Origin of the sequence: Flavobacterium sp. (assembly GCF_036782315.1) — a bacterium.
Classification (GTDB): Bacteria; Bacteroidota; Bacteroidia; order Flavobacteriales; family Flavobacteriaceae; genus Flavobacterium.
The window spans coordinates 80,928-102,975 of the sequence record NZ_DAIPZK010000010.1 but is presented as its reverse complement, the minus strand read 5'-3'; the positions used below and the strand labels follow the sequence as shown (position 1 = coordinate 102,975).

The window sequence follows — 22,048 nt, the reverse complement described above, 5'->3', positions numbered from 1 at the left end:
CGTACTTTTACCCAACAATAAAAATGCTATGTTAATTAGAGAAATCCAACAAAAAGATAATGAGCCGATTGCTAAGGTAATTCGCGATATTTTTCATGAACTCGATGCGCCAAAAGTAGGTACAGCTTATGCAGATCCAATTTTAGACACCTTGTATGAAGTATATCAAGCACCGCGTTCTGTTTACTATGTGGTAGAAAAAGATGGAAAAGTAGTTGGTGGTTGCGGTATTGCTCCTTTAGAGAATGCAGATATTTCGGTATGTGAGTTGCAAAAAATGTATTTTGCTCCCGAAATCAGAGGAACAGGTTATGCCGAAAAAATAATTGAAAAATGCTTAGAATATGCCAAAACTCAAGGATTCGAAATCTGTTATTTGGAAACCTTATCTTTCATGACGGCGGCTCAAAAATTATACAAACGAATAGGTTTTGAAAATATTTGTGGCCCAATGGGAAACACAGGTCATAATAGTTGTGAAGTTTGGATGACGAAGAAGTTGTAGAAATAAGATTTGAGTATTAAGTATTAAGACAAAGTTTATGAAGATTAAGATTTTATTTTTTTTATTGATATCAGTAGTTGGTTTTTCTCAAAAGAAAAAAATAAATGAAGAATATGATTACATCAACAATTATTATCAGTTTGTTTATCAGGCATATTATGAATATTTGAAAGAGGATTATCAAAAAGCCTTTGATTTATTAAAAACAGCTGAAAAGAATTGCCCGTTATTAAAACAAATGGAAATTAATGAACCAAGAATTTTAGCTGAATGTGCGATGCGATTGAATAAACCAGAAGAAGCTGTTCATTATATTGAAATTTTAGTTAGAGATTATGGTGCTGATTTTAAGGGTTTTAAAAACACTCCTCTTTATAAGGATATTCAAAACACAAAATATTGGAAAAAATTAGAGCGAAAAGCTAAAAAATACCTTGATGCTTATTTAAAACAAGTGGATTTGGATTTGAGAAATCAGATTTTAAAAATGATGGAGGAAGACCAAACTGTGAGAATCAATAAAGATTATGAAGGATTGAAAAGAGTGGACAGCATAAATCATTTAAAGTTTAAGAAAATAGTTGCCGACTGTGATTGTTTTCCCGATGAAATGTTTACTCAGTTTGGAAATTATACAATTGATGATAAATTTTTCCATGCAACGACTTTCGTTTTTCATATCAATAGAGAAAGAGCAGAATATTGGAAACCTATTTTCTTAGATTTAATTAGAAGAGGAAGAGCACCTGCTGAAATTTATGGAAGTTTGATAGATAGTAATTTAAGAAGTAATGGTGTTTATCTGTATGGTATTTATAATAACCTAGGGCCAGATAAAATAGACGATTTTGAAAACTTAGATAAACGAAGAATAGCTGTGGGCTTGCCTCCGTGGCAATTAAGAAAAGATATTTTAGAACTTATAAAAAAGAAATACGGAATCTAATGCTACTAAAACAATACAAAACACACTTTTTCGATTCTTTAAAAAACATTCAAGATGAACAAGAAATCGAAAGTTTCTTTTTCATTCTAACGGAATATTTGCATAATTTGAAGCGAGTAGATGTAGCTTTGAATCCAAATTTTGAACTTTCAGAAGATGATGTTGAAAAGTGGAATGCTATTTTAGCGGATTTACAACAAGAAAAACCAATTCAATACATAACGGGAGAAGCTTGGTTTTATGGCTTGCGATTTGAAGTCAATGAGAATACTTTAATTCCTAGACCAGAAACAGAAGAGTTAGTAGAATGGGTTATTGAAAGTCAAAAGTCAAAAGTTCAAAGTCAAAAGTTGGAAATTTTGGATATCGGCACCGGTACGGGTTGTATTCCTATTTCGATAAAAGTAAATTTACCGCAAGCTAATGTTTCAGCGATTGACGTTTCTGAAAAAGCTTTAGAAGTAGCTAAACGAAATGCTCAATCAAATAAGGTTGAAATCAATTTCATTCAGGCAAATATATTAGAAGTTGAAGATTTATCCCAACTTCCATCATCCATCATCCATCATCCATCACCCTACAACATAATCGTTTCCAATCCGCCTTATGTTCGTAATTTGGAAAAAGAAGAAATCAAGAAAAATGTCTTGGATTACGAACCGCATTTGGCTTTGTTTGTTGAAGATACTGATGCCTTACTTTTTTATAGAAAAATTGCACAATTAGCATTGAAAAATTTAGCTTCAAACGGATTATTATTCTTTGAAATCAATCAATATTTAGGAAAAGAAACGGTTGAGTTACTTGAAAATCTAGGTTTCAAAAATATTGAATTGAAAAAAGATATGTATGGTAATGATCGAATGATTAGGTGTACGATTTAGGTTTGTAGCACAAAGTTTTACAAAGTTTTTTCACAAAGTCCCACAAAGTTATAATTTAAAAACCTTGTGAACCTCGTGCCTTCTTTGTGTTCCTTGTGGTTAACTTTTTATTCATAACGCAACGCTTCTACAGGATCTAATTTCGATGCTTTTATCGCAGGATATAATCCAGACACAATGGTAACTATGAATGTTGTAATAAAAGCTGCAATAATCGCCATCCAAGGAATTGTAAAAGAAAAACCAATTGCAGAGGCAATTCCAAATCCTATTAAAATTCCTAAAATGATTCCAACAATTCCTCCTAATTGACCAATTACTAATGTTTCGGTAAAAAACTGCCATGCAATGGTGCTACGTTTTGCACCAAGCGATTTTCTAACGCCAATTTCACGTGTTCTTTCGGTAACGGAAACTAACATGATGTTCATCAAGGCAATAGAAGAACCAAAAATGGTAATAATTCCAATTACCCAAGCCGAAATCGATAATACTTCTGTATTAGAAAGTAAAGTTTGAATTAAATCATCACTTCTTTCAATTCCGAAGTTGTTTTTCTCAATTGGATTTAATTTACGAACTCGTCGCATGGTAATTATCGCATCATCAACCGCTTCGTCTAATAAACCTTCATTGGTAACCATCACATCTAAATCATAATTGATATTTGGTGCAGAGAATAATGAACGCGCTACTTGTGTTGGAATCAAAACACGTAAATCTTGACTGTTTCCAAAAGTAGAACCTTTCTCTTTTAAAACACCAATTACCTTAAATTTAGCTCCACGAATCGAAATCGTTTTATCCAAGGGATTGATATTTTCAAACAATCCTTTTTCAAAATCAGAACCTAAAATACAAACGTAATTATTGTTAGATATGTCAAATGAATTAAAATTTCTTCCTTTTGTAACTTCTAAACCTTTATTTGGGCAATAATTTTCATCTACTCCTACAACCGAAATTTCTGGATCCGTTTTCTTTTCTCCATACTTTACTTCAATGGACGAACCAGCTGTAAACGATAGGGAAGTAGTAGTAAACGGAAAATTAAATTTGTCTTGAAAAGTCTTTGCTTCAGGATAACTAATTATAGGATTTACACGTTGATCGGTATCGTTTTGATTGATTTCAGAAGAAAAATCATATTGGCTTATCGAAAAAGTATTCGCTCCCATAGAAGCAAAATCTTTTAAAATAGTGTTTTGTAACGCCGAAACAACAGTTAGAATTCCAACCAAAGCCGTAATTCCGATAGCAATAATCATAACCGTTAACGAAGTACGCAAAGCCTGACTTCTAATGGAATCAAGCGCAATTTTTGTATTTTCCTTAAATAATCCTACCATGACTATAAGACTAAAGAATTTGTTTTTTGTTACATTTTTAAAGTGAGAAATTTGTCAGTTCGAGCGAAGTCGAGAACGTTTAATGAATGAATCTCGACTTCGCTCGACTTGATAATCATATAGCAGCAACTTGAATTTTTTAAATTTTTGATTTGATTTTTTAAACTCCACAATATATCCGATATTTGCACTACAAAAATTAGAATTGTCTTATTGACACATTTTCAAATTGACACATTAGAAAAATGGCACAAAAACCAAGCATACCAAAAGGAACTCGAGATTTTTCACCAGCAGAAGTGGCGAAACGAAATTATATTTTCAATACGATAAAAACTAATTTTGAGAAATTTGGTTTTCAACCTATTGAAACACCTTCGTTTGAAAACTCAGAAACTTTAATGGGAAAATATGGCGAAGAAGGTGATCGATTGATTTTTAAGATTTTGAATTCGGGAGATTACTTGGATAAAGTTCCAATGGAAGAACTACAAACTATAAACTATAAACAACTAACCTCAAAAATCTCTGAAAAAGCACTTCGTTACGATTTAACCGTTCCTTTTGCGCGTTATGTAGTGCAACATCAAAACGAAATAGAGTTTCCGTTCAAGCGTTACCAAATTCAACCTGTTTGGCGTGCGGATAGACCTCAAAGAGGGCGTTTTAGAGAGTTTTATCAATGTGATGCGGATGTGGTGGGTTCTAATTCGCTTTGGCAAGAAGTGGAGTTGGTGCAATTGTATGATTCGGTTTTTAGTCAGTTAGGTTTAGGTGGCGTTACCATTAAAATTAACAATCGTAAAATATTATCTGGAATTGCTGAAGTTATAGGTGCTTCGGATAAATTGATTGATTTTACGGTAGCATTAGATAAATTAGACAAAATAGGAGAAGACGGCGTGAAAAAAGAAATGTTGGAAAAAGGCATTTCGGAAACAGCGATTGAAAAAGTACAACCGTTGTTCAATTTCACAGGAACCATCAACGAAAAAATAGAAAAATTAGCGAAATTATTAGCTAATTCAGAAGAAGGAATGAAAGGTGTTAACGAGTTGCAATTCATTTGTGATAACGTTACAACTTTAGGTTTACAAACTGCTTTCTTGGATTTAGATGTTACGTTAGCGCGTGGTTTAAATTATTACACTGGCGCCATTTTTGAAGTTGCAGCGCCAAAAGGTGTCGCAATGGGTTCAATTGGTGGTGGAGGCCGCTATGATGACTTGACAGGTATTTTCGGATTGAAAAATATGTCGGGAGTTGGAATTTCGTTTGGTTTAGACCGAATTGCTTTGGTAATGGAAGAAGTTGGTTTATTTCCAGAAGCGGTTTTAGCAACATCAAAAGCCTTGTTCTTAAACTTTGGTGATAAAGAAGCTTTGTATGCGATGAAAGCCATTGGGAAATTACGTCAAAAAGGAATCAAAGTTGAATTATATCCAGATAAATCAAAAATTGATAAGCAATTCAAACACGCGGATAGAAGAGGAATTCCATTTGCAGTAATTGTAGGAGAATCGGAAATGGAGCGTGAAGAATTTGGATTGAAAAACTTGACTACTGGTGAGCAACAGAAAGTGAATTTTGAGACTTTAGTTTCTTTGTTGAAATAAGTAATTTACACAGAGATTCTCTGAGTTTTTTGTCCCGAAGTTTCGGAATGGATTGGGTTGAGTAGACATACACAGAGCGTTTCACCTATTTGAGTTTGAAATTGCATTTGAGTTTTGTACTTGAGCTTAAATTTAATTTTTTGCCCTTGAACTTGTAATTGATTTTTGATATGGTAGACGACGAAGCTAAAAAAGTAATTTGGTCTCTTCAGAACAATAAACGTACTGAAGAAGAACGTAATGCTTTTAAACCAACAGGTAAAAAACCTATGAATAAAAACTTGGTTTATATTCTTTCTGCTTTAGTAATTACTTTTTTGATGAGTTTTGCGTTGTCGTTATTTTCTAAAGAAACTACGCAATTTTGTTTTTTGATTGATACTTACTGCTTCAATTCAACAGAAAATCCAATTGCATATACGTTTTATATTTTAATGAATCTTTGGATTTTAATTTTAGGAATAGCTATCGCCTATCTTATTGGAAAAAAAATAGGCGATAGATTCAAAATATAATTATTTAATGATAATTTTTTCGCTTAAATAATTACCATCATTAGTTTTTACTTTCACAATATAAACTCCAGTTTCAATATTTTTAACTGGTAATTTAATGCTACTTTCAAAACTATTTATTTTCCAATGATTAATTTTTTGTCCTAAAATGGAGAACAAAGTCGCTTCCTCAATTTGTAAGTTTTTATGGTTTGCAATTTCAATTTCTTTCTCATTGGAATTAAAAAAGACAAGGGTAGAATAGGATTCAAAATTACCAGAAGAAAGTGTTCCATTAGAAAATCGAAGTGAAAATCGATTTGTGATTTCACCTGCTGGAATTGATACGCTATAATTCATCAATCTTATGTTATGGTAGCTATTGTCAAAATTATCATGAATATAAATAGGCTGATTTACATCAAAGTTTTCTAAACCATCAATCATGAAATTTACAATTCCGGTTTGACTTGATTTTATATTTAAAGCATAGGATGCGTTTGTATTGAAATAACCTACTCCTTGAATAACTAATTTATAAGTTCCCGATTGAAAATAAATGTCATTTGGTTGAATGTCAATAATTTCACCATCGTAGCCTAAATTGTAATTATCATCAGCATTTTCGTTCATAAAGCCTAATAAGAGTTGACGATGAAAATTGGTGCTTCCAGTGTAACCTAATCTTATTTTTGCAAATGTATCAGGCGCTTCTTCATCATCACTATTATTGTTGGAATGAGTGAAATTATTATCCGCTCTAAACATTTCATTAGAGTTGATATTTGTTTCTTTAATAAATTTACGTTGGCTATTTTGATAGATAATTTGACCGCCATTTGAATTTCCTTTCACAAAATATCCTTGTGCCACTGGAATATACCTGCCAGGAATTCTAGAACTTGAGCCTAAACCACTAATTAAAATTGGAGTTACAGGTGCAACACCACCAACTAAATTACGTGCAGCATATCCACCTTGATAAGCCGATAAAACATGCGTACTATTTGATGCATAGTGTTCCCAAAAATAAAGAGTTCCTGTTATAGCGCTCAAGTTATTGTTAATGAACTCATTTGCATCAATGGCTGAAGGATAAGGATTTCCAGTTAAATTAATGTTATTAGCTCCAATTTGAATAGTAGAATTATTTATTAGTCCATTGTTTGGTTTTCCTGTGAAAACATAATTTTGAGTTACAACATTAGGAGCAGTTGCAATTCCATTTCCTTTCATTGTAAAACCTTGTCCTGTTTTTAGAATGGTATTTTCATTAATTTGCTGCCAATTTGAATAATCAGATGTTAAATTAGCAAATTTATACAACCAATATCGCGCTAATTTCATTGGATTTGCAGATCCATTAAGTCCAGAAATCCATGTAATTGACTGCGGAGAAGCTGGATTTGTTCCATCTCTTAGTACACCACCAACTGTGAAACCAGTATTGTTTTCAACAAAGCTGGAAACGGTACTAACAGGTGATGACCAATAGTTATAATTGTATAAATTTCCTGTTCCTTTTTGGTCTTTTTCGATACTTCCACTACTTGCCACATCTAAATCACTATCAGTTGTTTGTAACAATTGTGAATATCCTTCTAAATCGATTTTTCCATTTAGTTTTAAATACCAATCGTTTTGAAGTTTTGAGTCGCTTGTCACATTTATTTGAACATTGGAATCCACGATCATTCCTAAATCAATTTGATTTGCAGTTGAAATGATATTGTGTTTAACATGTACAATAGACCAATCATAATCAGAGATATCTAATCCTCTAATTTCTTTACCTATGGAATTTACAGCTATAGGGAAATCTCCAATTTGCTCTGTAATAAATGGCATAGGAGCTTCTTGTATAGCTATTGTTTTTACATTGTAAATTTTAGCTCCCGCATTGGTATCGATTGTTATTGTTGTGTGATTATCAATAATATCATCTTTATAATTGTCCATTTTAAAATAACGCACAAGGTTAGCCCAAGGTAAACTTGGAACATTTTTCGGTATAATTGCTCCGCGAATTTGACCGCTATTATTTTCAATTTCTTGATACACTATTTTTTGAAATTGCGCATCGGTTAAAGCGATATTAAATAATCTCACTTCGTCTATTTTTCCTTTAAAATATTGATTGTTTGCAATTGGATTTTTAGCAATAGTGAATAAAGAAGAATCCGAAGTAATGCTTCCTGAAATAGAAGTGCTATTTATCATTTGGCCGTTCACATAAAGCTTTAATACTCCGTTATTACCATCATAAACAGCTCCTACATGAATCCATTGCGAAGTATTTAATGGAGTGCTGTAATTTAATGTATTACCATTTGCAACTACTTCTACTTGTTTAGAATTGTTTATTCGAATTTGAAATTTTTCTTGCCCAACAATCACACCTTGTGATGTAAAAGCATTATTGATGTTTATCCAAGCCATTAAAGAAGCATTTTGCCAATTGCTTATAATGGAAGTGTCTGAGCCATAATCGTTTCTACCGTCAAATGCAATAAATAGTTTTCTTTCTAAATTTCTTGGCGAACCAAAAACCGCATTGTTTGTGTCAAACGCATCTAAAATTCCGTCACCATCAATATCTGAGTTTCCATCAATTATACCATCATTATTTGTGTCTAAATGCGCATAAAGTGTTTTAGAAATATCAAAAGTTACTCCATCAGACATTACATCTAAATAATCAGGAATTCCATCACCATCAGTATCTTTAACATAATTATTAAATGGAGCTACATTTGTTCCTTGATTGTTATTTCCGTAAATATTGAAAGCATAATCGTAAATATCTAAAATTCCATCTCCAAAACCTTCAAGAATTCCATCACCGTTGGTATCTTTATTTCTGAAAGTTTCTGATTCTGGTCCATCTCCAACGCCGTCTCCATTAATATCACCATCACCATTTTCATAACCTAAATAGGCATTTATGTTTCCAGCCCATGATTCATCAACATCAAAAATACTGTCATTATCACTATCTAAATCTAGGTAATTTGGAACTCCATCTCCATCATTGTCAGGGATAATATGCGATTCAGCTGTATCATGCATACCATTTTGATTTATATCAACCCAATTATGTAAATACGCTTTTCCGTTTGATAAATTACCTAAACCTACTTCAACCACATCTGGAATACCATCATTATCAGAATCTAAATCAAATACGTCAGCAATTCCATCATTATCTAAATCGCATAAGGTTTGTGAAATTAGGATGTCATCTAAAGCTAGGTCATTTCCAGTTCCTCCTGTTTCGTTATTTATAAAAATTACTCTAAATGAACTCACGTTTAAGTTTAGGTTGGCTGTAAAATGTTGCCAATTTCCCGCTAAATTTCCCGCAGTTGTTGGAGGAATATTACCCGTTTCTACATAAGTGATTAAATTATTACTCATGTCTCTAAATTCTACTCTAACATTCGGTCTTAAGCGCGTAGCTATCCCTGGAGCATCTGTACGGTCTAAATTTAATACCCAAAAGCTATACGTAATGGGAATGTTTGGTAAAGCACCCGTTATGGTTGCAGTATAGAAAATTCCTGGTGTATACGAAGCATTAAAAATAGCCATTCTACCGTTAGGATTACCTGTGTGATCGCCTCCCATGTGCCAATATGTTGGTGCCCAAGAAGCAATTTGTGCCGATGGACCAACCGTATATTTTCCGTCATTTAAATCGGTTAAATTCAAGTTAGGACATTCAGGAGTATTTACACCAACTGTCCCGTCTTCATAACAATATGTGGTTAAGGCATTGTATGTAGTGTTTATAGTAGTACGTGTTCCAGCACCAAATGTTTCGTACAAAAACTTATAATTTACTTTGTTACCATTGAGGGAATTACAGTTTGCTTCTTCCATGCTATCTCTAATTCCATCATTATCATCATCGATATCAACATTATCAAAAATTCCATCGCCATCACTATCAAAAAAGGTTTGAATTCCTTTACCTGTAATGGTAAATATAAACGGACTCACATCATCGCTATTACTTGCGATAGAAACTTGAGCCGTTTTAATTCCTATAGAACTTGGATTAAATCTTATTTGAAAACTGCTAGAATTGCTTGTATTTATTGAACTACTTGGGTTTTGAACAACTGTAAAATCACTACTTCCAGTTAACTGAATTAAAGGAGAACCAGTTAAATTAATTGTAGTTGTACCAATGTTTTTTATGGAGAAAGTTCTTGTAACAGGATCGGTTATTATTTGCGTTTCGCCAAAATCGGTTCCATTTGATGAATTTGCAGAAGAATTGTAAGCAATGTTAGTGTTATTGGTGCCTAAAACTTCTAAATGATTTCCAATTGGAGTTCCATGTAAACTAACGTTATCAATAAAATAGTAGTCGGCAGTATTGTTTAATCCGTCAGCTTCATCAAATCGTACTCTAACTCTTATTTGTGAATTTCCATTAGGAACTGAAAAAGTATAAGGAGAACCAACGGTATTTCCTGCACTTGCACTATGAGTAAACCCATAAACATCAGAGGTTGTACTATTTTTTCCGTCGATTAATTTTATTGAAGTTGGATAGGTTAATCCATTATTGTAGGAAATATCTAAAAATAAATCGTCATTATCATCGGGAGTTCCGTTTGTGGAAAAGTAGATATTAACTGATACATTGGTATATCCACTAATGTCCACATTATTAAAGGTAATATAAGGATCGTCAAGTAAAGAAAGAGCTAAAACAGTATTAGAACCTCCAAGTCTTAATGAATTAGGAGATGAAACGTAAGTTGAGGTATTCGTTTCAATAGTTCCTGTATTCAGTGTAGTTGTGTAATTCCAAGTGTCAATTGACGATTCGTCAAAACCTTGGTAGTTAATTAATCGTTGTGAATTTACCATTATCGAACTAAAAAGGCACACAAAAATGATAAGGAAATTCGAAAACTTTTTGGGGTGTTTTTTTTTCATAATTTTATTTCTTTGAATTAAGAACTTGTCTTAATATCTTTTATTGGGGGAAGAAATGGTAAGCTTTGGCAAATAGAATTATTAGATAATAATTTAAGACATTGCAATTTTAACAGCATTATTGCTCATTAAAATAGATACAAATTTGAAGTTGTTAACTCGAAATAAAAAATGAAAAAGAATAACTGTATAGATTTTATTAATAAGTGTGTAGACTAAGTGTTGGGTTATTTTTTAAAAAAATGAATCATCCATTTTTAAAAATCTCTTTCACAGCAGCTTCATAATTCTTGCTGTTTCCCGCTTTTTTAATTTTTTTATAAGTTTTTTGAGGATTAGAAAATGATTCTGAAAAATATTCCCAAAAACCTAACATTTTCATTCGAATGGGAGTAGGGCCTTGCAAATAAGCATCGTATTCGCGATAAATTTCATCATGAAAAGCTTCGAAAATTTCAAATCGATTTTTAGGATAATCCGTTGTGTTGTTTTTTATCATGGATGGTAAAAAAGGGTCTGCAATTAAGCCTCTTCCAATCATCCAATGATCAATAGATGGGAAACGTTCTTTTAATTCTTTAAATTTCGCTACAGATGTAATATCGCCGTTATAATAAATTTTCTGTCTAGAAGAGTCTAAACATTTTTGAAACGAATCTAAATCCACACCACCTTTGTATAACTGTTTTCCAATTCGGGCATGAATCGCAATGTTTTTAATTGGGTATTGTTCTAAGATTGGGAAAACATCTAGAATTTCAGTTGGATTTTCATAACCCATCCGCATTTTCATCGAAACAATTATATCCGTTTCATTGTGAACGCGTTTTAAAATATGTTCAATTTGTGAAGTATTGCTAATTAATCCTGAACCCATTCCGCATTTTGCAACCATAGGATAGGGACAACCTAAGTTCCAATTTAATTCTTTATAACCAAATTGCTGCACATATTTTGCGACGAATAAAAATTCTTCTGCATCATTGGTAATAATTTGCGGAATAACTTCTAAAGTATTGTTATTTTCTGGAAGAATATCACGTTCATACGACCCTTTTACGACTAATTTCCCGTTCAACTTAATATAAGGGGAATAAAACGTATCAATTCCGCCAAAATATTTGTGAAAAGCATTTCGAAATCTAAAATCGGTAAATCCTTGTAAAGGTGAAGATAATAATGTAATACTCATGCGACAAAGATAAGCCAAAGAATCTGATTAGTTTCTTTTCTGTTTAAATAACCAATCATATATAGCGTCCTCATGGAAAAGGCGTTCCACATTACCATGATTTCCACCTTTTATTATGGTAAAAGTAACATCGGCATTTTCATTACATTTTTTTATAGCATCTACTACTTTTTTTGATTCCGACATTGGAACAATATAATCTACATCGCCATGTTGAATCCAAAGAGGAATAGTAGCTAATTTGCAGCCATCACTAACATTTCCGCCACCACAAATAGCAACTGCAGCAGTAATTTTATCGGCATGTTTTCCAGCAAAATGTAATGTCCCATATCCACCTAAGCTCATGCCACAAACATAAATTCTAGATTCATCTACATTGTAATTTTTCTTTACATATTCTAAAACTTCTAAGACTTTATCAGGATTCCAATTTCCTTTTGCTAATTGGGGTGCTACCACAATACCCGGAATTTTTTTTCCTTTGTCCATAGCATACAAAACACCATAACGTCTAACGCGATTCAAATTAGTTCCTGATAAACTTTTTCCGTGAAGAAAAATCAAAACAGGTTGCTTTTCGCTACTCTCTTTTTCGGGAATATTAATCCAAAAAGGATAAGTGGTTTTATTCTTTACCGGTTTTAGTTGGGAAAAACTAAAGGAATAAATGAATATAAATAAAGATGGAAATAGATGTTTTAATTTCATTATCAATGGGTTAGGGAATTAAAAAATAAAACCCGAATTTACAATAAGTAAAATTCGGGTTTTTCGTAGCGAAGACGGGAGTTGAACCCGTGACCTCAGGGTTATGAATCCTGCGCTCTAACCAACTGAGCTACCTCGCCAAATGTTGGTCTTACATCCTTGCTGAATGCGGGTGCAAATATAAAACTAATTCTTTTGTTTGCAAATATTTTTTTGATTAAAATAAATTAAAATATTTTTTTGTTAATTAGATTTATTCTCTATATATTTCCAAACTGAAAAATGAAAAACTATGAGTGTAAAAGTAAAGTATGAATTAGAATTTCCTATTCAATCTTCGCCGCAATTATTATATCAATATATATCAACACCTTCCGGATTATCAGAGTGGTTTGCTGACAACGTGAATTCAAGAGGTGAATTTTTTACCTTCATTTGGGATGACTCCGAAGAAAAAGCAAAATTGGCATCAAAAAAATCAGGGGAAAGAATAAAATTCAAATGGCTTGATGAAGATGGTAATGAAACCGATTATTTCTTTGAAATGAAGATACTAGAAGATGAAATTACTAAAGATGTTTCTATTGTAGTTTCAGATTTTGCTCATGCAGATGAATTAGAAGAGTCTAAATTATTGTGGGAAAATCAAATTTCCGATCTAAAACATGTATTGGGTTCAGTGTAAAAACTCAATTATATCAACTATATTTGTCCCGATTTAAATGTCGGGATTTTTTATGGTAAATTATAACGGAAATATTCAGAAAAACAGTTCAATTTCTATTGAAAATAATAGAGGTTTTTTATTTGGTGATAGCATTTTTGAAACAATTAAAGTGTTGGATAATAAAGTGTTATTTCTTGAAGATCACTATTTTAGATTAATGGCTTCTATGCGCATTTGTCGTATGGAAATTCCGATGAATTTTACCATGGAATATTTTGAAGAACAAATTGTAAATTTAGTTCAAACACTTCCAGCATCTAATTCATTCCGCGTTCGTTTTTCGGTTTACAGAGAGGCGGAAGGTTTTTATTTGCCAAAAACGCGAAATGTGCAATTCATTGTAACTGCTTTTCCATTGAATTCTGATTTGTATGTTTTTGGTAAAGAAAATTATGAAGTTGAATTGTACAAAGATTTTTACATTTCTAAACAACTGCTAACTACTTTGAAAACAAATAATAAGATGCTTCAAATTACAGGAAGTATTTTTGCCGATGAAAACGGTTATGATAATTGTTTGGTGTTGAATGATGAAAAGAATGTGGTAGAAGCTTTGCAAAGTAACGTATTCATGAAAACGGGTAATGTACTTGTTACTCCACCAGTTTCTGATGGTTGCTTGAACGGAATAATGCGCAAACAAGTGCTTGAAATCTTGAAAAAAATGGAGGGAATTGAAGTGAAAGAAACTTCTATTTCTCCTTTTGATTTGCAAAAAGCAGATGAGTTGTTTTTAACAAATGTGATTTCTGGAATTCAGCCCATTACAAAATATCGTAAAAAAGAATATACAATATCATTTGCATCTGAAGTGTTAAAAAGATTAAATGCAAAAATCAGACTTAGTTAAGTATGGGATTTTCGGGAGCATTTGAAAATAAAATATATTCTCCGCCTTGTTCAATAATCTTTTCTTTCCAAAAAAGAGTACTAGCTTTTGATAGTAACTTGTTTTTAAGGGTATTTTCTGCAACAATCCAAGCATTTTCTTGTAGTTCCATTTCCAACTGATTAACACTCCAGCCACTGTAACCTAAGAAAAAACGAATGTGGTTTTTTGTTATCTTTCCTTCATTTATAAGTTGCTTGGTAGTTTCAAAATCACCACCCCAATATATTCCGTTTGAAATTTCAACGCTGTTAGGAATAATATCTGGAATGTTGTGAATGAAATACAAATTATCTTGTTCAACAGGACCGCCATTATAAATTTTAAAAGAGGCTTCAATCTCTGGCAACAAGTCATTAATGGTATAATTTAAAGGTTTATTTAAGATAAAACCAATTGAACCTTCATCGTTATGCTCTGCCAATAAAACCACAGAGCGATTAAAAGAAACATCGCCTAAAATGGAAGGTTCTGCTACTAGCAGATGTCCTTTTTTTGGTAAGATTGATATCATATTTCTGCAGGTTTATAATTTTAAAGTTAATAAAAAACTTATAAAATTCAAAAAAAACTCGATAAACTGTAAAAAAAAGTCCCGATTTGCATCGAGACTTCCTATTTTTATGTAACAAAAATATTATTTGTTTACTGCACCTTCTAATTCAGCACCAGCTTTGAATTTTACTACGTTTTTAGCAGCAATTTTGATAGTTTTACCAGTTTGTGGGTTTCTTCCATCTCTTGCAGCTCTTTTAGATACTGACCAAGAACCAAAACCTACTAAAGATACTCTTCCACCTTTTTTAAGAGTTCCTTCTACATTGCTTAAAAATGATTCTAAAGCTAATTTAGCAGCTGCTTTTGTAATGCCAGCAGAAGCTGCCATTGCATCGATTAATTCTGATTTGTTCATGATTAAAGTTATTTATAATTGGTTAAACTTAATTATTTATAGCAAATTTAGCGGTATTGTTGAACTACGCAAGTATTCGACTTGTTTTTCGACTAAAATGTTAATAAATTGGATTAAATGTTAATAACATTGTTTGTTTTTTTGGTTTTTACCCTTAAATATAGTGTTTTCAAGGCTTAAAGCGCCATAGCATTTTCAGAAAAAGAAATTCCATTTAACAATTCGTGTGCTAACATTCTTTTCTTTCCAGGAAATTGTAAACTATCAATTTTTAAAACACCATCTTTTACCGCAATAAAAATCTCTTTTTTAGTTGTAGTTATTTTTCCAATAGCATTTGAATGTGCTTTTTCTTCAAAACTTGCCAAGTAAATTTTTACATTCCATTCGTTTTCGCCATCCTTTATATAAGTCCAAGCAGCAGGATATGGCGATAAACCTCTAATTAAATTAAAAATTGACTTTCCTGATTGCGACCAATCAATTTTACAATTGTCTTTGTTTAGTTTGTATGCCGTTTTAACATCTGGATTATTTTCTTGTAAAGTAGTAGTAGCTTTTCCTAATTCAATTAATTGTAAAGTTTCTAAAACGGTTTCACTTCCTAAATGCATCAAACGATCATGTAACTCACCAGCAGTTTCATTTGCCCCTATTTCTGTTTCCTTGCTTAAAATCATCGCACCAGTATCAATTTTATCATCAATAAAGAAAGTAGTAACACCTGTTTTGGTTTCTCCGTTTATGATAGCCCAATTAATAGGAGCAGCTCCACGGTATTCTGGTAACAATGAAGCGTGAAGATTAAATGTTCCTAATTTTGGCATTTTCCAAACCACTTCAGGTAACATTCTAAAGGCTACGACTACTTGTAAATTAGCCTCCAAACTCCTTAATTCGGTTAAAAATTCCTCTGATTTTAAATTGGTAGGTTGTAATAAGCGTAGGTTTTTTTCTAATGCATATTCTTTTACGGCACTCATGCTTACTTTTTGACCGCGACCAGCTGGCTTGTCTGGAGCGGTTATAACACCAACAATTTCATAGTTGTTTTTGTAAATAGTATCCAAAATCCCAACAGCAAAATCGGGTGTTCCCATGAATACAATTCGTAATTTTTCCATTATATAAGGTAATATTGATTGTTTGAATTAATTTTGATTCGATTATTCTCCAGTAATAATTGAATCGCAAAGATAGTCGCTTCTGAAGAAATGTGAAGTTGGTTTTCAATTTCTCTTGAAGTTAACGGGCTTTTTTCTAATAATTGAATGACCGATTGCGTTATTTCTTTAGGATGTGCTTTTTTTTTATTGGTACAATAAGAACAAATGCCGCAATCTTCTTTTGCAATTTCATCAAAATAAGCCAAAAGCATTCTGTTTTTACAAGTATCTTCGTTCGTTATATAGTTTACTACGCTTTGAAATTGCTCTTCTTTCAATTTGTTTTGATGCTCTAAAAACTTCGCCACCCGATTAATCGTTAAATCATCTTCCCGAGCTTCATTGAATGTAATTGAACTATCATTGTTTTTGGCATGTAAAATAATACACTGATTTTCCGATAATTTATCAATCACTTCTTCTACTTGTGTTTCTGAAGTATGGGCTTTTTTGGCAACCAAATGCGGATTAATAGTGGTTTCTACATCAAAAATTCCCGAATAAGTTCTTAAAATTGCTGTAATAACAGGTTCATCGTGTGGGTGTAAACTAATGTAGCGAATCACTTCTTTACTCGGAATAATAAATTGTAAACTTATTTTCTCGGTTGATTCACTTTGAAATGTAATAATGCCTTGACGATCTAAAAATTGCAAACTGTTAAACGCTTTAATTACAGGAAATCGATAATGCGCACAAAATTGATTCAAATTGAAGGCAAAACTTTCATTGTAACCCTCGCCATAAGCAATTTGAAAGTAATTATTTAGTTTGATATAAACGTCTTTTACGAATTTTTTATCGGGTAAAACATCGATAAATTGCGCTTTGGTATAAGCAATATCATATGGATTGGTAACAATAATTCCGAAGGCTTTTTCGCCATTTCTTCCAGCTCTTCCAGCTTCTTGATAGTAATTCTCTATATTTTCTGGTAATTGAATATGAATTACCGTTTTAACATCGGGTTTGTCAATTCCCATTCCAAAAGCGTTTGTGGCAACAATAACTTGCGATTTGTTTTCCAACCATAATTGCATGTTCTTTTCTTTCTCCTTAGCAGGTAAGCCACCATGGTAAAAAGTACAAGTAAATCCCAATTGATTCAACTGTTGCGATGTTTCAATACAAGACTTGCGATTACGAACATAAATTATTGAAGATTGCGGATTTTTTGTCAATATCTGCTGAATCTTGAATAATTTATCTTCAGTTTTAATGACATGATACGCTAAGTTTTCTCTAGTAAACGATTTAGTGAAAACTTTTGGGTTAACCAAAGCCAAATGGGTACAAATATCTTCTTGAACTCTTTTATTAGCCGTTGCCGTCAAAGCTAAAAATGGAGTAGAGGGGAAGTGCGTTTTTAAAGCCGAAATTTTCAAATAAGCCGGTCTAAAATCATGTCCCCATTGACTCACACAATGCGCTTCATCGATTGCGATTAGATTGATGGGTAATTGTTTCAAACGTTCTACAATCCAATCGTGTTGCAAACGTTCTGGGGAAAGATATAAAAACTTATAATTTCCGAATTGGCAATTGTCTAAAATATCAATAATGTCGTCTTGAGAAACGCCACCTGTTAAAGCAATCGCTTTGATGTTTTTGCTTTGTAAATTCTGAACTTGGTCTTTCATTAAAGCAATCAAAGGTGAAATTACCAAGCAAATCCCATTCAACATCATTGCCGGAATCTGAAAACAAACCGATTTCCCGCCACCAGTTGGTAAAAGCGCAAACGTATCATTTCCCTCTAAAACCGATTGAATAATGGCTTCTTGAGGCGCTCTAAAACTATCGTGTTTCCAGTATTTTTGAAGAATTTGTAAGGCTTCCGACATGTGAATTGGCTTTTAGAAACACTAAGTTACAAAAAATATTATTTAACAAGATGTTTCATAATAAATTCAACGCGGTTTTCTACAGTGTCTTTAGGAACTTCTGTAATTGAATAGCCATATTTTTTGTAAGTTTCCATTAAATGTTCATGAATCAAAACGGCTTGTTCGTAGTTTTCATAACGTTCTGCATCACTTACATAAATTTCTTTCCAAGGTGGTAAAACAAAAATAGCCGAATATTTGTGCTCTTGACAAGCTTTTTCAAAAAAAGACGGATACGAATCCCCTATGTAATGCATGTATGCCAAAACATCGGGAATACCTCTATCTAAAAAAACGATATTCGCTTCTTCATTTAAAGCTTCTTTGTATTGTCTTTTTCTTCCTTCTAAAAGTAATTCGCTAAATAAAAGTGGTTTTTCAAGAAACAATTGTTCAATTCCTTGTTCTTGTGCTTCACGTATAACTTCACGTGAAATCTCAGGATAACAAGTGTGTCCTTTTGCTTTTAACGCTTCGATTAAGGTGGTTTTTCCAGAGCTTGGTCCACCAATTAAAACCACAATTTCTTTGTTCATATTGGAAATTCTAAGGCGCAAAAGTAAGTTTTTTTAAAAATCTAATCAATATTAAAAATTATAAGTTACTACAATACAATTCTAAAGAGAATAAAGTATATTTGCTTTTCCTAATACGAAATGATGATGGATAAGAAAACAGAAGAATTTTACATTCGATTAAAAGAAGAATTAACCAATTCAACACTTTGGCCTTCAGAGTATTTATATAAATTTATTATGCCTTCGGATATTCACAGTATTGCAAAAGTAGAAGCGGCTTTTAACAATATGGGAGCGGTTATTTCTACCCAACAATCGAAAACGGGTAAATTTACAAGTGTTTCTGTGAGTGTTAACATGCCAAATCCGCAGAGTGTGATTGATAAATATATAGAAGTATCTGATATAGAAGGCATCATTTCATTATAAAATAAACATGCAAGAAGAAGTAAGTTATTTAGAATATAATTCGCAACGTCCACATTTAATCATTCCTGAATACGGAAGACATTTGCAAAAATTAATCGATCAAGCTACTGCTATTGAAGATCGTGAAGAGCGAAACAAAGCGGCAAAATACATCATTTCAGTTATGGGATCTTTGAATCCTCACTTACGAGATGTGTTAGATTTTCAACATAAATTGTGGGATCAATTGTTTATCATGTCTGATTTTAAATTGGATGTAGATTCGCCTTATCCGATTCCATCAAAAGATATTTTGACGCAAAAGCCAGAACGATTAAAATATCCACAAAATTTCCCGAAATATCGTTTTTACGGAAACAACATCAAATACATGATTGATGTAGCAAACAGTTGGGAAGAAAGTGAATTAAAAAACGCTTTAGTTCTAGTAATCGCAAATCACATGAAAAAATGTTACTTGAGTTGGAACAAAGACACAGTAACCGATGAAGTAATTTTCGAACATTTATTAGAACTTTCGGGAGGAAAATTAAATCTTTCCAAGTCTAATGAAGAACTTTCTAATACACATGATTTGATGAAGGTGAATAAGAAAGTTTCAAATAAAACTCAATTTAGCTCTGGAAAACCTGGAATTGTTAAGAAAAATAATAACAACAAAGGGCATATGAATAAAAACAATCAAAATAAAAATACATTTAAAAAATAGGTAGTTGCATGGGAACATTTAAAATTGAAGGAGGAAAAGCATTAAAAGGAGAAATTACACCTCAAGGCGCTAAAAACGAAGCGTTACAAGTGTTATGTCCAGTTTTGTTGACTTCTGAAAAAGTTAGAGTAACAAATATTCCAGATATCATCGACGTTAACAAATTGATTACGCTTTTAGGAAATTTAGGCGTTAAAATCCAAAAAAATGGACCTGGCGATTACACGTTTCAAGCCGATGAGGTAAATGTAAATTACTTAAAAACAGAAGCTTTCAAGAAAGAAGGAGGAAGTTTAAGAGGTTCTATTATGATTGTGGGACCTTTATTAGCGCGTTTTGGTTGTGGGTACATTCCAAAACCGGGAGGTGATAAAATTGGGCGTCGTCGTTTAGATACACACTTTGAAGGTTTTATTAATCTTGGAGCAAAATTCAGATACGAAAGAGAAGACCATTTCTACGGTGTGGAAATCGACGGAAGATTGCAAGGAAACTACATGTTGTTAGACGAAGCTTCAGTAACCGGAACTGCTAATATTGTTATGGCAGCGGTTTTGGCTGAGGGAACAACAACAATTTATAACGCAGCCTGCGAACCTTATTTGCAACAATTGTGTAAAATGTTAAACTCTATGGGTGCGAAAATCACAGGTGTAGGGTCAAACTTATTAACCATTGAAGGAGTAGAAAGTTTAGGCGGTTGCGAACACAGAATCTTACCAGACATGATTGAAATTGGTTCTTGGATTGGACTTGCAGCCATGACAAGAAGTGAAATTACGATTAAAAATGTGAGTTGGGATAATTTAGGACAAATTCCCAACGTGTTTAGAAAATTAGGAATTACTTTAGAAAGAAGAGGTGACGATATCTACATTCCAGCCCACAAAGATGGATACGAAATCAAAACGGATATTGACGGTTCTATCTTAACGGTTTCTGATGCACCATGGCCTGGATTTACACCAGATTTATTGAGTATCGTTTTAGTAGTTTGTACACAAGCAAAAGGCGATGTATTAATCCACCAAAAAATGTTTGAAAGCCGTTTGTTCTTCGTAGATAAATTAATTGATATGGGAGCCAAAATTATGTTATGTGATCCGCACAGAGCCGTAGTTATGGGACATAATTTCCAATCGCAATTAAAAGCTACTACGATGAGTTCTCCCGACATTAGAGCCGGAATCTCCTTGTTAATTGCCGCTCTAACAGCAAAAGGAACGTCTACCATCCAAAATATCGAACAAATCGACAGAGGTTACGAGCGTATAGATGAAAGGCTACGCGCTATCGGAGCTAATATCGTAAGAGTATAATTTAGTATTCAGTATTCAGTCGCAGTAAGCAGTATTACTAAGACTGAACACTGAGACTGATTACTAAAAATGGAAACCTACATCATTCTTTTTCTTTGTATTGCATCCTTCTTAGCGGGTTTCATCGATGCTATTGTGGGTGGCGGTGGCTTAATTCAAACTCCAGTAGCTTTAATTTTATTACCAAATGTACCTGTTTCTTCTATCATTGGTACATTAAAAATTCCCGGTTTTAGCGGCACCAGTATGGCAACGTATCATTATTTGAAATCGGCTAAGGTGAATTGGAAATTATTTGTTGTTATGGCAATAGTTTCTTTTACATTTGCTTATTTGGGTTCGAGTTTGCTTAATGTAATGCAAAACGATTTTATGAAACCTTTACTTTTTGTGGTTTTAATTTTATTGTTACTGTACACCTATTTCAAAAAAGATTTTGGTCAATTTCAAATTGATAAATTAACAAAAAAGCAAACCTACATTTACGGAAGTGTTATTTGTATTTTCTTAGGTTTTTATGATGGGTTTATCGGTCCGGGAACTGGAAGTTTGTTAATCATGGCTTTTATTGCGATTCTAGGTTTTGATTTTTTAAAAGCAAATATTTATGCAAAATTAGTCAACCTAGCTACCAATATTGGTTCCATTACGCTGTTTGTTTTAAAAGGCAAAATCATTTGGACCTTAGCTATTCCTATGGCAATTTGTAACATTACCGGTTCATGGTTAGGGGCAAGGTTAGCTATATCAAAAGGCAACGGATTTATTCGAATCTTTTTTTTAATTGTGGTAGGATTAGCGTTGCTTCGCTTTGGTTATGATGTGTTTTTGAAGTAAAAAGC

20 protein-coding genes and 1 tRNA gene are annotated in these 22,048 nt (G+C 32.7%); 11 read left to right on the top strand and 10 right to left on the bottom strand.

Annotated elements, in window-relative coordinates; translation table 11 throughout:
* Positions 1-28 precede the first annotated feature (28 nt).
* From V7P59_RS09830 to prmC, 3 genes are read left to right on the top strand one after another with little or no spacing between them, the layout of a single operon-like run.
* The gene (locus V7P59_RS09830) at positions 29-505 is read left to right on the top strand and encodes a GNAT family N-acetyltransferase (RefSeq protein ID WP_333809988.1); all 477 of its coding nucleotides are present in this window, start codon (positions 29-31) and stop codon (positions 503-505) included.
* A gap of 37 nt (positions 506-542) precedes the next feature.
* Entirely contained in the window at positions 543-1,451 is a 909-nt protein-coding gene (locus tag V7P59_RS09825; protein WP_333809987.1) for a hypothetical protein, read from the top strand.
* Positions 1,451-2,335 (top strand): peptide chain release factor N(5)-glutamine methyltransferase, encoded by an 885-nt coding sequence (gene prmC / locus V7P59_RS09820; protein ID WP_333809986.1) that lies wholly within the window; start codon positions 1,451-1,453, stop codon positions 2,333-2,335. Before V7P59_RS09825 ends, prmC begins: the two co-directional genes overlap by 1 nt.
* Before the next feature lie 107 nt (positions 2,336-2,442).
* On the opposite strand, the gene V7P59_RS09815 is transcribed toward prmC, so the two are convergent.
* Complete coding sequence (locus tag V7P59_RS09815; RefSeq protein WP_333809985.1) at positions 2,443-3,684, bottom strand: ABC transporter permease; 1,242 nt, start codon at positions 3,682-3,684, stop codon at positions 2,443-2,445.
* A 245-nt stretch (positions 3,685-3,929) separates the two neighbouring features.
* Here V7P59_RS09815 and hisS point away from each other — a divergent pair, with 245 nt between their 5' ends.
* The gene (hisS, locus tag V7P59_RS09810) at positions 3,930-5,300 is read left to right on the top strand and encodes a histidine--tRNA ligase (RefSeq protein ID WP_333809984.1); all 1,371 of its coding nucleotides are present in this window, start codon (positions 3,930-3,932) and stop codon (positions 5,298-5,300) included.
* A gap of 170 nt (positions 5,301-5,470) precedes the next feature.
* Positions 5,471-5,815: a hypothetical protein gene (locus V7P59_RS09805; protein ID WP_333809983.1), complete on the top strand. Its 345-nt coding sequence runs from the start codon at positions 5,471-5,473 to the stop codon at positions 5,813-5,815.
* Here the strand turns inward: V7P59_RS09805 and V7P59_RS09800 are convergent, their stop codons facing one another.
* The 4 genes from V7P59_RS09800 to V7P59_RS09785 all read right to left on the bottom strand — a co-directional run bounded on the left by V7P59_RS09800 (position 5,816) and on the right by V7P59_RS09785 (position 12,790).
* The gene (locus tag V7P59_RS09800) at positions 5,816-10,678 is read right to left on the bottom strand and encodes a LamG-like jellyroll fold domain-containing protein (RefSeq protein ID WP_333809982.1); all 4,863 of its coding nucleotides are present in this window, start codon (positions 10,676-10,678) and stop codon (positions 5,816-5,818) included.
* A 316-nt stretch (positions 10,679-10,994) separates the two neighbouring features.
* A complete protein-coding gene (locus V7P59_RS09795; RefSeq protein WP_333809981.1) occupies positions 10,995-11,939 on the bottom strand; it encodes a tRNA dihydrouridine synthase in 945 nt (314 codons plus the stop codon).
* Positions 11,940-11,966: 27 nt separating this feature from the next.
* Positions 11,967-12,650, bottom strand: a complete 684-nt coding sequence (locus V7P59_RS09790) for a prolyl oligopeptidase family serine peptidase (RefSeq protein WP_333809980.1) — start codon at positions 12,648-12,650, stop codon at positions 11,967-11,969.
* A gap of 66 nt (positions 12,651-12,716) precedes the next feature.
* A tRNA-Met gene (locus tag V7P59_RS09785) sits at positions 12,717-12,790 on the bottom strand.
* A gap of 152 nt (positions 12,791-12,942) precedes the next feature.
* Between V7P59_RS09785 and V7P59_RS09780 the strand changes: the two genes are divergently transcribed.
* Both V7P59_RS09780 and V7P59_RS09775 read left to right on the top strand, forming a co-directional pair.
* Positions 12,943-13,335, top strand: coding sequence for an START-like domain-containing protein (locus V7P59_RS09780; protein ID WP_333809979.1), 393 nt, complete (start codon positions 12,943-12,945; stop codon positions 13,333-13,335).
* A gap of 52 nt (positions 13,336-13,387) precedes the next feature.
* On the top strand, positions 13,388-14,227 hold the full coding sequence (locus tag V7P59_RS09775; RefSeq protein WP_333809978.1) for an aminotransferase class IV: 840 nt from the start codon (positions 13,388-13,390) through the stop codon (positions 14,225-14,227).
* Here the strand turns inward: V7P59_RS09775 and V7P59_RS09770 are convergent.
* The 5 genes from V7P59_RS09770 to V7P59_RS09750 form a co-directional block, all read right to left on the bottom strand.
* Positions 14,220-14,780 carry a YqgE/AlgH family protein gene (locus tag V7P59_RS09770; RefSeq protein ID WP_333809977.1) on the bottom strand — a complete coding sequence of 187 codons (561 nt, stop codon included), beginning with the start codon at positions 14,778-14,780 and terminating at the stop codon, positions 14,220-14,222. The genes V7P59_RS09775 and V7P59_RS09770 overlap by 8 nt on opposite strands.
* A 123-nt stretch (positions 14,781-14,903) precedes the next feature.
* Positions 14,904-15,179, bottom strand: a complete 276-nt coding sequence (locus V7P59_RS09765; protein WP_333809976.1) for an HU family DNA-binding protein — start codon at positions 15,177-15,179, stop codon at positions 14,904-14,906.
* 176 nt (positions 15,180-15,355) lie between these two features.
* Positions 15,356-16,303: a methionyl-tRNA formyltransferase gene (gene fmt / locus V7P59_RS09760; RefSeq protein WP_333809975.1), complete on the bottom strand. Its 948-nt coding sequence runs from the start codon at positions 16,301-16,303 to the stop codon at positions 15,356-15,358.
* The gene (locus V7P59_RS09755) at positions 16,303-18,189 is read right to left on the bottom strand and encodes a RecQ family ATP-dependent DNA helicase (RefSeq protein WP_333809974.1); all 1,887 of its coding nucleotides are present in this window, start codon (positions 18,187-18,189) and stop codon (positions 16,303-16,305) included. The genes fmt and V7P59_RS09755 overlap by 1 nt, the downstream gene beginning before the upstream one ends.
* A gap of 38 nt (positions 18,190-18,227) precedes the next feature.
* A complete protein-coding gene (locus tag V7P59_RS09750; protein ID WP_333809973.1) occupies positions 18,228-18,767 on the bottom strand; it encodes an ATP-binding protein in 540 nt (179 codons plus the stop codon).
* A gap of 126 nt (positions 18,768-18,893) precedes the next feature.
* On the opposite strand from V7P59_RS09750, the gene V7P59_RS09745 reads away from it, so the two are divergent.
* The 4 genes from V7P59_RS09745 to V7P59_RS09730 all read left to right on the top strand — a co-directional run bounded on the left by V7P59_RS09745 (position 18,894) and on the right by V7P59_RS09730 (position 22,043).
* Positions 18,894-19,178: a DUF493 domain-containing protein gene (locus V7P59_RS09745; RefSeq protein ID WP_333809972.1), complete on the top strand. Its 285-nt coding sequence runs from the start codon at positions 18,894-18,896 to the stop codon at positions 19,176-19,178.
* A gap of 7 nt (positions 19,179-19,185) precedes the next feature.
* A complete protein-coding gene (locus V7P59_RS09740; RefSeq protein WP_333809971.1) occupies positions 19,186-19,887 on the top strand; it encodes a DUF4290 domain-containing protein in 702 nt (233 codons plus the stop codon).
* A gap of 8 nt (positions 19,888-19,895) precedes the next feature.
* Positions 19,896-21,206, top strand: coding sequence for a UDP-N-acetylglucosamine 1-carboxyvinyltransferase (murA, locus tag V7P59_RS09735; protein WP_333809970.1), 1,311 nt, complete (start codon positions 19,896-19,898; stop codon positions 21,204-21,206).
* 69 nt (positions 21,207-21,275) lie between these two features.
* The gene (locus tag V7P59_RS09730) at positions 21,276-22,043 is read left to right on the top strand and encodes a sulfite exporter TauE/SafE family protein (protein WP_333809969.1); all 768 of its coding nucleotides are present in this window, start codon (positions 21,276-21,278) and stop codon (positions 22,041-22,043) included.
* Positions 22,044-22,048: the final 5 nt, after the last annotated feature.